15 protein-coding genes are annotated in these 13,028 nt (G+C 74.5%); 10 read left to right on the top strand and 5 right to left on the bottom strand.

All coding sequences use genetic code 11. The features are described from left to right. Positions 1-5 precede the first annotated feature (5 nt). On the top strand, positions 6-785 hold the full coding sequence (pstB, locus tag G8D98_RS03195) for a phosphate ABC transporter ATP-binding protein PstB (protein ID WP_166099050.1): 780 nt from the start codon (positions 6-8) through the stop codon (positions 783-785). Between the two features lie 51 nt (positions 786-836). Here the strand turns inward: pstB and G8D98_RS03190 are convergent, their stop codons facing one another. Genes G8D98_RS03190 through G8D98_RS03175 form a run of 4 tightly spaced genes read right to left on the bottom strand, consistent with a single transcriptional unit; the run spans position 837 to position 5,728 of the window. After that, complete coding sequence (locus G8D98_RS03190) at positions 837-1,781, bottom strand: NUDIX hydrolase (protein ID WP_166099048.1); 945 nt, start codon at positions 1,779-1,781, stop codon at positions 837-839. A gap of 7 nt (positions 1,782-1,788) precedes the next feature. Next, entirely contained in the window at positions 1,789-4,062 is a 2,274-nt protein-coding gene (locus G8D98_RS03185; RefSeq protein WP_229661874.1) for an RNA degradosome polyphosphate kinase, read from the bottom strand. Between the two features lie 46 nt (positions 4,063-4,108). Further along, the gene (mshD, locus tag G8D98_RS03180) at positions 4,109-5,029 is read right to left on the bottom strand and encodes a mycothiol synthase (protein ID WP_166099044.1); all 921 of its coding nucleotides are present in this window, start codon (positions 5,027-5,029) and stop codon (positions 4,109-4,111) included. Next, positions 5,030-5,728: a response regulator transcription factor gene (locus tag G8D98_RS03175; protein ID WP_166099042.1), complete on the bottom strand. Its 699-nt coding sequence runs from the start codon at positions 5,726-5,728 to the stop codon at positions 5,030-5,032. It abuts the gene before it with no gap. A 78-nt stretch (positions 5,729-5,806) separates the two neighbouring features. Between G8D98_RS03175 and G8D98_RS03170 the strand changes: the two genes are divergently transcribed. From G8D98_RS03170 to G8D98_RS03160, 3 genes are read left to right on the top strand one after another with little or no spacing between them, the layout of a single operon-like run. Further along, complete coding sequence (locus G8D98_RS03170) at positions 5,807-6,043, top strand: MoaD/ThiS family protein (RefSeq protein ID WP_166099040.1); 237 nt, start codon at positions 5,807-5,809, stop codon at positions 6,041-6,043. 16 nt (positions 6,044-6,059) lie between these two features. Next, positions 6,060-6,920, top strand: a complete 861-nt coding sequence (locus G8D98_RS03165) for a hypothetical protein (RefSeq protein ID WP_166099037.1) — start codon at positions 6,060-6,062, stop codon at positions 6,918-6,920. Positions 6,921-6,946: 26 nt separating this feature from the next. Continuing rightward, positions 6,947-7,456 carry a heme-binding beta-barrel domain-containing protein gene (locus G8D98_RS03160; RefSeq protein ID WP_166099034.1) on the top strand — a complete coding sequence of 170 codons (510 nt, stop codon included), beginning with the start codon at positions 6,947-6,949 and terminating at the stop codon, positions 7,454-7,456. Positions 7,457-7,484: 28 nt separating this feature from the next. Here G8D98_RS03160 and G8D98_RS03155 read toward each other — a convergent pair whose 3' ends face one another. Continuing rightward, positions 7,485-8,561 carry an LCP family protein gene (locus G8D98_RS03155; protein WP_229661875.1) on the bottom strand — a complete coding sequence of 359 codons (1,077 nt, stop codon included), beginning with the start codon at positions 8,559-8,561 and terminating at the stop codon, positions 7,485-7,487. Between the two features lie 57 nt (positions 8,562-8,618). Here G8D98_RS03155 and G8D98_RS03150 point away from each other — a divergent pair, with 57 nt between their 5' ends. The 6 genes from G8D98_RS03150 to G8D98_RS03125 all read left to right on the top strand — a co-directional run bounded on the left by G8D98_RS03150 (position 8,619) and on the right by G8D98_RS03125 (position 12,951). Beyond that, positions 8,619-9,038: a Fur family transcriptional regulator gene (locus tag G8D98_RS03150; RefSeq protein ID WP_166099032.1), complete on the top strand. Its 420-nt coding sequence runs from the start codon at positions 8,619-8,621 to the stop codon at positions 9,036-9,038. A gap of 68 nt (positions 9,039-9,106) precedes the next feature. Further along, positions 9,107-10,105, top strand: a complete 999-nt coding sequence (ygfZ, locus tag G8D98_RS03145; RefSeq protein ID WP_229661880.1) for a CAF17-like 4Fe-4S cluster assembly/insertion protein YgfZ — start codon at positions 9,107-9,109, stop codon at positions 10,103-10,105. A gap of 106 nt (positions 10,106-10,211) precedes the next feature. Then, positions 10,212-11,066 carry a beta-keto acid cleavage family enzyme gene (locus tag G8D98_RS03140; RefSeq protein WP_166099028.1) on the top strand — a complete coding sequence of 285 codons (855 nt, stop codon included), beginning with the start codon at positions 10,212-10,214 and terminating at the stop codon, positions 11,064-11,066. A gap of 93 nt (positions 11,067-11,159) precedes the next feature. Continuing rightward, a complete protein-coding gene (locus G8D98_RS03135) occupies positions 11,160-11,654 on the top strand; it encodes a DUF4395 domain-containing protein (protein ID WP_166099025.1) in 495 nt (164 codons plus the stop codon). A 128-nt stretch (positions 11,655-11,782) separates the two neighbouring features. Beyond that, entirely contained in the window at positions 11,783-12,154 is a 372-nt protein-coding gene (locus G8D98_RS03130; protein ID WP_229661876.1) for a helix-turn-helix domain-containing protein, read from the top strand. 92 nt (positions 12,155-12,246) lie between these two features. Beyond that, positions 12,247-12,951 (top strand): hypothetical protein, encoded by a 705-nt coding sequence (locus tag G8D98_RS03125; protein WP_166099021.1) that lies wholly within the window; start codon positions 12,247-12,249, stop codon positions 12,949-12,951. Positions 12,952-13,028: the final 77 nt, after the last annotated feature.

Here is a 13,028-nt window from a genome sequence, read left to right as displayed (position 1 = left end):
CCAGCATGTCCAAGCGCATCGACGTCAAGAACCTCGACATCTACTACGGCGACTTCCACGCCGTGAAGAGCGTGTCGATGACCATCGAGCCCCGGTCGGTCACCGCCTTCATCGGCCCGTCCGGGTGCGGCAAGTCCACGGTGCTGCGCACCCTGAACCGGATGCACGAGGTCATCCCCGGCGCGCACGTCACCGGCGAGGTCCTCATGGACGACCGCAACCTCTACGCCAAGGAGACCGACCCGGTCGACGTGCGCCGTCAGGTCGGCATGGTCTTCCAGCGGCCCAACCCGTTCCCGACGATGTCGATCCGCGAGAACGTGCTCGCCGGGGTGAGCCTGAACTCCAAGCGGCTCTCGAAGTCGGCCGCGGACGAGCTGCTCGAGCAGTCGCTGCGCGGGGCCAACCTGTGGACCGAGGTCAAGGACCGGCTCGACCGGCCGGGCGCCGGCCTCTCCGGCGGCCAGCAGCAGCGGCTGTGCATCGCCCGGGCGATCGCCGTCCAGCCCGAGGTCATCCTCATGGACGAGCCGTGCTCGGCGCTCGACCCGATCTCCACCCTGGCCATCGAGGACCTCATCAACGAGCTGAAGAGCGACTACACGGTCGTCATCGTCACGCACAACATGCAGCAGGCCGCCCGGGTCTCGGACCGCACCGGCTTCTTCAACCTCGAGGCCACCGGCATGCCCGGCGAGCTCGTCGAGATGGACGACACCCCGAAGATCTTCAGCAACCCGAGCAAGAAGGCCACCGAGGACTACATCTCCGGCCGCTTCGGCTGACGCGCCCTCGGGTGGGCGAGCGCCGGAGGCGGCGGCCGCGCCCGGCGGCGCTCAGGGCAGGTGGCGCTCGACGGCGACGACGCGCGCCGTGGGCCCGGCGCCCGCGACGTGGCAGACGAGCGCCTCGCCCTTGACCAGCTTGGTCGCGGCCGACCGCTCGAAGCGCTCCCGCTCGGGCGCGCCGGCGTCCTCGAGCAGCGGGCGCAGCACGTCGAGCAGCGCGGGCAGCACGGGCCCGTGCGTGCACAGCACCGCCGGGCGCGCCCGCTCGAGCATCCGCTGCAGTCGGGCCGGGGCGCGCGAGGGGTCGTCGGCGAACCCCTCCTCGGCCAGGCTCTCCCGCTCGCGCACCCGCATCCCGGCCACGCCGGCGAACGGGGCGACGGTCTCGAGGCAGCGCACCGACGGCGAGCTGACCACCCGCTCGGGGGCGTAGGCCGCGAGGACCGGGACGAGGGCCCCAGCGCGCTCACGGCCCGCCCGGGTCAGCGGGCGCCGGGTGTCGTCGTGGCCGTCCCACGCCGAGCGGGGCACCGCCTGGGCGTGCCGGACGACGACGAGCGGCCAGGTGTCGAGAGTGCCCGCCTGGTGGTGGCGGACGAGGGCGAGCAGCTGGTCGCGGTCGCGGGCGTAGTCGAGCCGGTCGTGCGCCTCGCGGTGGGAGAGCCAGGCGACGTCGTCGATCTCGTTGACCAGCCGGCCCGAGCCGCCGGTCACCCGGGCGGCCCAGTACCGCACGACCTTGTCCGAGGGGGTGCCGTCGCGGTCCAGGAGGGTGTAGCGCGCCTCGGGCAGCGGGAGCCCGAGGCGGACCGTCAGCCCGGTCTCCTCGTGCGTCTCGCGGGTCGCCGCCGCGGCCCAGTCCTCGCCGGGGTCGAGCTTGCCCTTCGGCCAGGACCAGTCGTCGTAGCGGGGACGGTGGACGAGGGCGACCTCGAGCGTGGCACCGGCCACGCGCCAGGGGATCGTCCCGGCGGCCGGGATCGTCGTCGGCATGGGGTGCTCAGCGGCGCCGCGCCTTGCGGCGGCGCTTGGCGTGCATCTCGATGAGGGAGTCCTGCAGGTCCTCCAGCGGGCGGCCTTCGGCGTCGAGGTGGTGGCGGGTCCAGCGGCCGTCCCCGCCGAGCGCCCAGTGCGCGTAGTGGTCGGACATGCCGCGCTCGATGAGCGAGCGCAGGTCCTCGAGGTGGCGCTCGTCGGTGAGCCGGACGAGCGCCTCGACCCGCCGGTCGAGGTTGCGGTGCATCATGTCCGCGCTGCCGATGAACGCCACCGGCTCCCCGGCGCCGCCGAAGTAGAACACCCGGGAGTGCTCGAGGAAGCGGCCGAGCACCGAGCGCACCCGGACGGTCTCCGACAGGCCCGGGACGCCCGGGCGCAGGGCGCAGATGCCGCGCACCCACAGCTCCACCCGCACCCCGGCCTGCGCGGCCTCGTAGAGCGCGTCGATGACCTGCTCGTCGACGATCGAGTTGACCTTCCACGCGATCAGGCCCGAGCCGGGGTTCGCGCGCTCGTGCTCGATCTCCTGGCGGATGTGCGCGACGAGCCCCGAGCGCATCGCCCGCGGCGCGACGAGCAGGCGCTTGAAGCGGCTGCGGGGCGCGATGCCGGAGAGCTGGTTGAACAGCCGGCTGAGGTCCTCGCCGACGTGCTCGTCGTCGGTGAGCAGGCCGAGGTCCTCGTAGAGGCGGGCCGTCTTGGGGTTGTAGTTGCCGGTGCCGACGTGGCAGTACCGGCGCATCCCCTCGGCCTCCTGACGGATGACGAGGCAGAGCTTGGCGTGCGTCTTCAGCCCGACGATGCCGTAGACGACGTGCACGCCGGCGTGCTCGAGCTTGCGGGCCCAGGAGATGTTGTTCTCCTCGTCGAAGCGGGCCTTGATCTCGACGACCGCGAGCACCTGCTTGCCCGCCTCCGCCGCGTCGATGAGGGCGTCGATGATCGGGCTGTCGCCGCTCGTGCGGTACAGGGTCTGCTTGATCGCGAGGACCTGGGGGTCGGCCGCCGCCTGCTCCAGGAGCGCCTGCACCGACGTCGAGAACGAGTCGTAGGGGTGCTGGAGGAGGACGTCCTGCTTGCGGATCGCGGCGAAGATGTCGCGCGCCTTGGCCGACTCGGTCGGGGCCAGGTCGGGGTTGGTCCGCGCGACGAACGGCTCGAAGTGCAGCTCGGAGCGCTCGAGGTCGGCGATCGCGTTGAGCGCCCGCAGGTCCAGCGGCGCCGGCAGCCGGTACACCTCCGAGGCGGCCACCCCGAGCTCGCGGACGATGAGGTCGAGGACGTGGTCGTCCATCGCGTCCTCGACCTCGAGACGCACCGGCGGGCCGAAGCGCCGCCGGCTCAGCTCGCGCTCGAGCGCGGTGAGCAGGTTCTCGGCGTCGTCCTCCTCGACCTCGAGGTCCTCGTTGCGGGTGACCCGGAAGGTGAAGTGCTCGCGGATCTCCATGCCGGGGAAGAGCTGCTGGAGATGGGCGGCGATGACGTCCTCGAGCGGCACGAACCGGGTGTCGTACATGTCGGCGAGCGGCGACTCCTCCGGGCCGGGCTCCACCCGCAGCAGGCGGGGGAGCATCGGGGGCACCTTGACCCGGGCGAAGTGCTCCTTGCCGCTGCGCGGGTTGACGAGGATGACCGCGAGGTTGAGCGAGAGCCCGGAGATGTACGGGAAGGGGTGGGCGGGGTCGACGGCGAGCGGGGTGAGCACCGGGAAGAGCCGGTCGGTGAACACCGTGCCGAGCCGCTCGCGCTCGTCGTCGGAGAGCTCGTCCCAGCGGACGATGGAGACCCCCTCCTCCTCGAGCTCGGGGCGGACCTGCTCGGCGTAGACCCGGGCGTGCATCGTCATCAGCTCGTGCGCGACGTGGCTGATCTGCTCGAGCACCTCACGCGGCTCGAGGCCGGAGGCCGAGCGCACGGCGATGCCGGTGGCGATCCGCCGCTTGAGCCCGGCGACCCGCACCATGAAGAACTCGTCGAGGTTCTGGGCGAAGATCGCCAGGAAGCGTGCCCGCTCGAGCAGCGGGACGTTCTCGTCGCCGGCGAGCTGGAGGACCCGCTCGTTGAACTGCAGCCAGGAGATCTCCCGGTCGAGGAAACGGTCGGCGGGCATGCCCTGGTCCGGGGCGGCCTCGGCGTGGTGGTGGCCCATCCGCACGAACCGGCCGTTGGCGCCGCGCGGCTGCTGGTGGCGGGTCTCGCTGGCCGAGGCGCTCGCGATGGACACCTCGCTGACGATGGCCGCCTCCGCGACGTCGACCGCCGTCTCGTTGCTCATGCGTCCCATCCTGACAGGTCGGGGCGCGCGGACGGTGGGCCGATCGTCAGGAGTACTGGACGTCGACGGCCGCGTCCTCGAACCCGTACCGGGCGTAGGTGCGCCGCGCCGCGGTGTTGTCGCCGTCGACGTACAGCTCGACCTCGGCGAGCCCGCGCCGGGCGAGGTGGGCCAGGCCGAGGCCGGTGACCGCCGCGCCGAGCCCGCGGCCCTGCTGCGCCGGGTCGACCCCGACGACGTACACCTCCCCGGTCCCGCTGCGCGGCGCGCCCGGCGCGCTGTCCGGCCGGGTCCCGTCCGCCGGGCCGGTCTCGACCTTGGTCCAGTGGAACGCGGCGAGCCGGCCGTCGTGCTCGACGAGGAGCAGCCCGGCCGGGTCGAACCACGGCTGCGCCATCCGCTCGCGCAGGTCCTCCACGGTGAGCCGGCCCTGCTCGGGGTGCCCGGCGAAGGCGGCGGCGTTGAGCCGGACCCACGCCTCGTCGTCCCGGCCGGGCTCGAACCCCCGCACCGTGTACCCCTCGGGAAGGGCCGGGTCGGCGGTGTCGGCGTCGGTGAGCGGGCGGGTCATCCGGTACAGCTCGCGGCTGCGGCGCAGGCCGACGGCGGCCGCGAGCGCCCGGGCCCCCGCCAGGTCTCCGTGCGCCCACACGCTGCGCGCCCCGTCGCCGCGCGCCGCGTCGAGCAGCGCCGCGCCGTGCCCCTGGCGCCGGGCCGCCGGGTCGACGACGAGCTCGGCGACCGCCTGCGGACTTCGGGCGTCGGCCACCTGCGCATAGCCGACGAGCTGGCCCGCGTCGTCCCGGCGCAGCAGATGGGCGACGCCCTCGCGCTGCGCGCCGAGGGCGAGCCGGAAGGCCTCGGAGACGGCCGCGACACCGTCCGCGGCCTCGGCCCGCTCCCACAGCTCGCGCACCTTGGCGGCGGTCGCCTCGTCGACGGCCCCGAGCCGCTCGGTGAGCGGCACTCAGCCCTCGACCTCGTCGAGGTCCTCGGCGGCCTCCGGGACGAACCGGTAGCCGACGTTGCGCACCGTGCCGATGAGCAGCTCGTGCTCGGCGCCGAGCTTGGCGCGCAGCCGGCGGACGTGGACGTCGACGGTGCGGGTGCCGCCGAAGTAGTCGTAGCCCCAGACCTCCTGGAGCAGCTGGGAGCGGGTGTAGACCCGGCCCGGGTGCTGCGCGAGGTACTTGAGCAGCTCGAACTCCTTGTACGTCAGGTCGAGCAGCCGGCCGCGCAGCCGCACCGAGTACGTCGCCTCGTCGATGACGAGCGCGCCGGCGGTGATCGGGCCGGCCTCGTCCTCGGCGCTCTCGCCCCGGCGGCCGACGGCCAGCCGCAGCCGGGCCTCGACCTCCGCCGGGCCGGCCGTGTCGAGCAGGACGTCGTCGACCCCCCACTCGCTCGTCAGCCCGGCGAGGCCGCCCTCGGTGACGACGGCGAACAGCGGCGCGACGACGCCGGTCGTCGTGAGCACGCGGCACAGCGACTTGGCCATGGCGAGCTCGCGCCGGGCGTCGATGAGCACCGCGTCGGCCTCGGGCGCGTCGACCAGCGCCGAGGCCTCCGCGGGCAGGATGCGAACATGGTGCGAGAGCAGCCCGAGCGCCGGTAGGACCTCGGACCCGGGCGCCAAGGTGTTCGTCAGCAGCAACAGGTGGGCCATCGCCCCACAGAATAGGGTGTCATGGACGGAGGGCACGGAGCCTTGCCCGAGGGTGGGACACACGACACGGCCGCCGGCATGCTCCGGGTGCGGTACTGGGCCGGTGCCCGGGCCGCCGCCGGGGTGGAGTCCGAGCAGGTCGAGGCGCTCCCGAGCGTGGCCGCGCTGACCGAACGGATCGTCGCGGGCCGGCCGGCGCTCGCCGAGGTGCTGCCCGTGTGCTCGGTCCTCGTCGACGGCCTGGCCGCCTCGGGCGACACGCCGCTGCCGCCGGGGGCGCTCGTCGAGGTGCTGCCGCCCTTCGCCGGTGGGTGATGCGAGGATGCCGGGCGTGGACCAGGAGGCGGCACCGAGCACCGGGGGGCCGGTCGAGCCCGAGACCCGGGCCGCCCGCCGTGCCCGGGTCGAGGCCATCCGGCGCCACCCCGTGCTGCCGGAGATGGCCCTCGTGCCGCGCCCGCTCGTCGTCGTCGCCACCGTCGTGCTCGTCGGGCTGCTCGTCCCGCTGCTGCGCACCGACCCGGTCCTCCTCGCCGGCGGGCTGGCCTGGACGGGCGTCGTGCTCGCCTGGGGCTGGCCGCGGCTGCTCGGCAGCTCGAGCCGCTTCGGCTCCTCGCTCGCCGTCGGCGTCGCCGCGGTGGCCGCCCCCGTGCTCGGCGTCGTTCCCGGCGAGGAGCCGTACCTGCGGCTCGTCCCGGTCGGCCTGGCCGTCGGCCTCGGGGTGATGTTCGTCCACCAGATCGCCCGGCGCGACGGCCGTCCCCGGCTCACCGAGTCGATCGGCGTCACCTCCTTCGGGCTCGGCCTGGTCACGGTCGGCACGACGTGGCTGCCCCTGGCGTACTCCGGCCGGGCGACCGACCTGGCGAGCGCGGCGTTCGTCGCCGTGGCCGTGGGCTCGCTCGCCGACCTCGCGGCCGGGGTGCGCCTGCTGCGGGCGTGGCTGCTGCCGGTCGCGATGGTCCTCGGGGCCGCCGGGGCGATCGTCGCCGCGAGCATCCTCGGCTTCCCGCAGGCCTCGAGCGCGGCGCTCGTCGGCCTGCTCGCGGCCGCCGTCGCCCATGCCCTGCGCCGGGCCCTCGTCGTCCTCCCGCCGGTGACGGCGCGCCGCAGCCAGCTCGCGGTCGCCGCCGCCGGGGTGCTCGTGCCCGGCGTGGTCGTCTACGGGGCGGCGCTCGTCCTCATCGGCTGACCGGCGGGCTCCCTACACTGGCCGGCATGGTCTTCCAGCTCGACGTCTCCCTGCACGAGGATCTCGCCCCGCTCGCCTGGCTCGTCGGCACCTGGGCCGGCGCGGGCGTCGTCGGCTACCCGACGATGGAGTCCGAGCGGTTCGGCCAGGAGGTCGTCTGCAGCCACGACGGGCGCCGGTTCCTGCGGTGGGAGTCGCGCACCTGGCTGCTCGACGACGAGGGCAAGCAGGTGCGTCCGCTCGCGACCGAGCTGGGCTTCTGGCGCCCGGTGACCCCCGGCAGCGACGGCACGAACGTCGAGCTCCTGCTCGCCCACCCCACCGGGTTCGTCGAGCTCTACGCGGGGGTGGCCGAGCCGGCCAAGGTCGAGGTGCACACCGACGGCGTCATGCGCAGCCCGGACGCCAAGGAGTACACCGCCGCCCAGCGGATGTACGGCTACGTCGCCTCCAACCTCATGTGGGTCATGGACATGGCCGCCATGGGCCACCCCATGCAGTCGCACGTCTCGGCCGAGCTCAAGCGGGTGGAGTGACCCGGCCGCCTCGGGCGCGTGCCGGCGCTCAGGGCGTGACGAACACGTCGAGGTAGTCCTCCATCGTGTCGGTGCGCAGCGCCTCGCCGAGCAGGGCCATCCGCTTGGTGTCGACGACGTCGATGCTGCCCGCCTGCGGGTCGGACGCGAAGCCGCTGAAGGGGGCGGTGGCGAACACGACGTCGGAGGAGCGGATCCCGCGCAGCTCCAGCGCATAGTCCTTCATCGCGCCGATGGTCAGGTCCCGGTCGACGACGAGGTTCTCGGTCGCGGCGTCGGTGAAGCGCGCGACGGCCAGCGGGTTGGTCAGCGTCGAGCGGCTCGTCGCCTTGAGCAGCAGCGCCTTGACGAAGGCCAGCTGGCGCCGCCCCCGGGAGATGTCACCCTCGCTCAGCTCGTAGCGCTCCCGGACGAACGCCAGCGCCTGCTCGCCGTCGAGGTCGTTCCACCCCCGGTGGATCGCAGCGCCGCCGTTGCCGGAGGCGTCGTTGCCCTCCTCGGCGTAGACCCGCACACCGCCGACGGCGTCGGTCATGTTCTTGAAGCCCTCGAAGTTCGTCCGCGCGACGTGGTCGATCTTGATGCCGAGCAGGTTCTGGAGGGTCTCGACGAGCAGCGGCTCCCCGCCGTAGGCGTACGCGGCGTTGATCTTGTTCTTCCCGTGCCCGGGGATGCTCACGTAGAGGTCGCGGGGGAAGTGGATCATCTCGATGCTCGTCGGGTCCTCGGGGACGTGGACGAGCACGATGACGTCCGAGCGTCCCCGGTCGCTGCCACGGCTGTCGGAGCCGACGACGAGGAAGTTGGTCCCGACGCCCGAGCTCGGCACCTCGATGGGGGAGCCGTCGGACGCGGTGCTCGGGGGTGCGGCGGTCGGCAGCAGGTCGGCACGGGTGATGTTGTCCGACACCCGCCAGCCGAGGTAGCCGACGAAGCCGCCGACGGCGACCACGACGAGCAGCACGAGCATGCCGAGGACGAGCAGGACGCGCCGGCCGCGTCGACGCCGTGGGGTGGGCTGGGCGGCCTCCTCGGGCGGGCCCTCCCCGCCGTCGTCTCCGGCCTGGCCGTCACGCCCCACGAGCTCCACGTCCCGGTCGGTCACCGGGCCAGTGTAGGTGCGGGTGGCGGCGGGGAGGCTCCTTCGGCCTACATTGGAGGGGTGAGCGACCTCGGGGAGCGGCTGCGTGCGCGCGGCAAGCGCCTGACGACGCAGCGCGAGCGGGTGCTCGCCGCCGTCGGGCGGCTCGGGCATGCCACCCCCGAGGACATCGTCGAGGCGGTCGCCGCCGACGGGGGGCGGGCACTGCCGGTCTCGACCGTGTACCGCTCGCTCGACGCCCTCCAGGAGCTCGGGTTCGTCGGGCACACCCACGTCGACCACCGCACGCCGAGCTACCACCTCGCCGAGCACGCCACCCACCTGCACCTGCTCTGCCGCGGCTGCGGCTGGGTCGGTGAGGTGCCGCTGGCGACCGCCGACGAGCTCGTCGCCCGGCTCGACGAGCGGGTCGGCTTCGCCGCCGACGTCAGCCACGCGGCCGTCCACGGGCTGTGCCGTACCTGCCGGGAGGGCTCGTGAGCGCCGCCCTTCCCTCGCCGGTCCCGCCCGCCGGCCAGGACGCACCGGCCGCCGGCGCGGCCTCGCCGCTGCTGGCCCGACCCGGCGCGGTCGAGGCCGAGGGGCTCGACGCCGGGGTCGCCGCCCACTACGGCGACCCGATGCGCGAGCAGCGCCTGCTCGCCGAGGGGCTGGCCGTCGTCGACCTCTCCCACCGTGGGGTGGTGACCGTCTCCGGCCCGGACCGGCTCTCGTGGCTGCACTCGATGACCACCCAGGAGCTCACCGGCCTGCCACCGCGGACCTCCCGCGAGACCCTCGTCCTCTCGCCCAAGGGGCACCTCGAGCACGCGGTGCACGTCGTCGACGACGGGGAGCGGGCCTGGCTGAGCGTCGAGCCCGGGACGGCTCCGGCGCTCGTGGCCTGGCTGGAGTCGATGCGCTTCATGCTGCGCGTCGAGGTCGCCGACGTCTCCGGCTCCTGGGCGGTGCTCGGGGAGCCGATGGGCGGCGAGTCGGCCGAGGGCGAGCCGCTGGCCTGGGTCGACCCGTGGCCGGGGCTCGTCGGCGACACCGTCGCGTACGGGCCGCCCGAGGGCCATCCGGCTCTCGGGCGGGCCTGGCGCGAGCTGCTCGTCCCGCGCGACCGGCTGGCCTCGGCGGTCGGTGACCGTCCGCTCGCCGGCGTGTGGGCCGCGGAGGCGCTGCGCGTCGCCGCCTGGCGGCCCCGGCTCGGTCTCGAGACCGACCACCGCACCATCCCCCACGAGCTGGACTGGCTGCGCACCGCCGTCCACCTGCACAAGGGCTGCTACCGGGGGCAGGAGACGGTCGCGCGGGTGCACAACCTCGGGCGGCCGCCGCGGCGGCTCGTCTTCCTCCACCTCGACGGCTCGGGGCACGTGCTGCCCTCGCGGGGCGCGCCCGTCATCGTCGGGGAGCGCGAGGTCGGCCGGCTGACGAGCGTCGCCCGGCACTACGAGGACGGCCCGGTCGCCCTCGCCGTGGTCAAGCGGTCGGTGCCCGAGGACGTCGACTGCCTCGTCGAGGGCGTGGCCGCCGCGCAGACGCCCGTCGTGCGGGGGTAGCGCGGCGGTCCGCGGGGGAGCCGCAGCACCGGGAAGGGCGGCAGCGTTCGGCCCCGTCGGCACGGAGCCTGGAGGGGCCGGCGGGCCGGCTGCCATGATGGGCCCCATGACGCCGCCGCCCGGGGTGACCGGCACGCTCATCACCGTCGCGCCGACCGGCGCCGAGCACGCCAAGGCCGACCTGCCGCAGCTGCCGACGACCCTCGAGGAGGTTCTCGAGACGGCCCGGCGGTGCGAGGCGGCCGGCGCCTCGGTGGTTCACCTGCACATCCGTGACCGGGAGCACCGGCCCACCCTCGACGGGGGCTACCTGCGCGCCGCGGTCGAGGCGGTGCGGGAGGCGACCGACCTCGTCGTCCAGCTCTCGACCGGCGGGTCGGTGCACGACCCCCTGGAGCACCGCCTCACCGTGCTGGACGCCGAGCCGGACTCGTGCTCGCTCACCTGTGGGACGACGAACTTCGGCGACGACGTCTTCCTCAACCCGTGGCCGTTCGTCGCCGAGCTGTACGTCCGGGCGCGCGAGCGGGAGGTCGTGCCGGAGTTCGAGCTGTTCGACCTCGGGCACGTGGCGACCCTCCGCCGGCTGCTCGACACCCACGGGCTGCCGTTCGGTGGGCGCGTGCACGTCGACTTCGTCACCGGCGTCCCCGGGGGGATGCCGGCGACGACGGCCGCGGTGATGGCCGGCGTCGCGATGCTGCCGGAGGAGGTGACGTCGTGGTCGGCCACCGGGATCGGCCGGGGACACCTGCCCGTCATGGCGGCGGCCCTGTCGGCCGGGGGGCACCTGCGGGTCGGGATGGAGGACAACGTCGTGTTCCGCAGGGGCCGGGTCGTCGAGCACAACGACGAGCTCGTCGCGCGGGCGGCCGAGCTCGCCCGGCTGCTCCAGCGTCCGCCGCTGACCTGCGCCGAGGCGCGCGAGCTGCTCGGGGTGCGGGAGCGTCGCCGGCGCTGACCCGCCGGCGTCGGGCGCCGCGTCGATGTCCGAGGAGTGGACCACGAGCGAGCTGCGGGATGACGCGACCCATTATCTGACGTTATGGAGTCCATGCGTTCCGTGATCGGTTTCCCCGCGGTGGTCAACGAGAAGGCGGCCCGCGTGGTCGCCGCGTGCGTCGTGGTCGTCGCGGCGACGGCGCTGGTGACGGGGTGGCTGTGGCTGAGCGTCGTCCTCGCGGCCGGGTTCGCCCTGCGCGTCGCGAGCGGTCCGCGGCTCGACCCGTTCGGCCGGTTCGCCACCGCAGTGGTCGCTCCGCGGCTCGGGGCGCCGCGCCTGGTCTCCGGGGCGCCCAAGCGGTTCGCCCAGGGGGTGGGGCTGGCGTTCACCGCGGCGGCGAGCGTCGCGCTCCTCCTCGGTGCGCCCGCGGTGGCCGCCGTGCTCCTCGCCGTGCTCGTCGTCTTCGCCTCGCTCGAGGCGTTCGCCGGGTTCTGCGCCGGGTGCTTCGCGTTCGGCCAGCTGATCCGCCTCGGGCTCGTCTCGGACGACACCTGTGTGGAGTGCGCCGACATCTCCCTGCGCCGGCGCGAGAGCGCCACCGCCTGAGGCCCTCGCGGGCGCCGGTCGTCTCGGGAGGTGCCCGCTGCGCCAGGTGCGCGACCGGCACCGGTGTGACGGGGGTCGCGCTTGCCTGAGTTTGCATGATGCTAACTGGAGCAAGCATACTGGGGGACGTGAGCAAGAACCCGCTGAACGACCTCGGTGAGAGCCTGGGGGACTACCTGCGCGAGCAGCGCACGTCCGCCCAGCTCTCGCTGCGGCAGCTGTCCGCGCTCGCCGGTGTCTCCAACCCCTACCTCTCCCAGATCGAGCGCGGGCTCAAGCGCCCCAGCGCCGAGATCCTCCAGCAGCTCGCCAAGGGCCTGCAGGTCTCGGCCGAGTCCCTCTACGTCCGGGCCGGCATCCTCGACGCCGAGGCGGCCGCCCCCGTGGCCCGCACGTCCGACGTCCGCCGCGCGCTGGCCGAGGACCCGGTCCTCACCGCCCGGCAGAAGCGCACCCTCCTCGACATCTACGACTCCTACGTCGAGGACGACGCCCCGTGACGCCGCCTCCCGGCGCCGGCACGACCGACCGGCAGCGCCGCCGGCCCCGACCCACAGCCCACATCCCGCCCTCCCCCCTGAAGGAGCCCGCCATGGCCGTTCTCGACGACCTCCGCAAGACCCTCGACACCACCCCCTTCTACGCCCTCGCCGGCGCCACCGACCTCGCGGTCGAGAAGGTCCGCGAGGCCCAGAAGCGGGCCGACGCCCGCCGGGCCGAGCTCGCCACCCGCGCCGAGGCCGCCCGCACCGAGCTGGCCCCGGCCGCGCTCCAGAAGCGCGTCGACGCCGTGACCGGCCAGGTCAAGGACCTGCCCGCCACCGCCCTCACCCGAGGGCTCGTCGTCGGCGGCAAGGTCTCCGAGGGCTACGCCGACCTCGCGACCCGGGGCAAGACGCTCGTCGGGCGGCTGCGCACCCAGCAGGCCACGCAGGACCTCGTCGCGCAGGCCGAGACCACCCTGGCCCAGGCCAAGGGCGCGGTGACCACCGCGCGCAAGGCCGTCGCCGACGTCGAGCGCTCCGCCCGGGCCACGGTGACCACGGGCCGCCGCGAGGCCGCGCACGTCGCCTCGGTCGTCTCCGGTACCGCCACCGAGGAGGCCCAGCGCGCCCAGACCGAGGTCGCCGCCTCGGCCAAGCGCACCCGCACCGCCGCCAAGCGCACGTCGACGACGACGACCAAGGCCGCCCGGCGCACCACGTCGGCCACGAAGGCCGCGCGCACGAGCGCCCGCAAGACGGCCAAGGCCTCGACGGCCGCGGCGCGCACCTCCGCCGAGAAGGTCGGCGACTGACCCACCCCGGCGCGCCCGGCGCGCCCTGTCACCGACCCCCCTTTCCGGTGACGCCCCGGTGCCCCGGCTCGGACCCG

It is taken from the genome of Phycicoccus endophyticus (genome assembly GCF_011326735.1).
Classification (GTDB): domain Bacteria; phylum Actinomycetota; class Actinomycetes; order Actinomycetales; family Dermatophilaceae; genus Phycicoccus; species Phycicoccus endophyticus.
The sequence above is the reverse complement of the archived record's forward strand: the minus strand, read 5'-3'. Positions and strand labels throughout refer to the sequence as shown.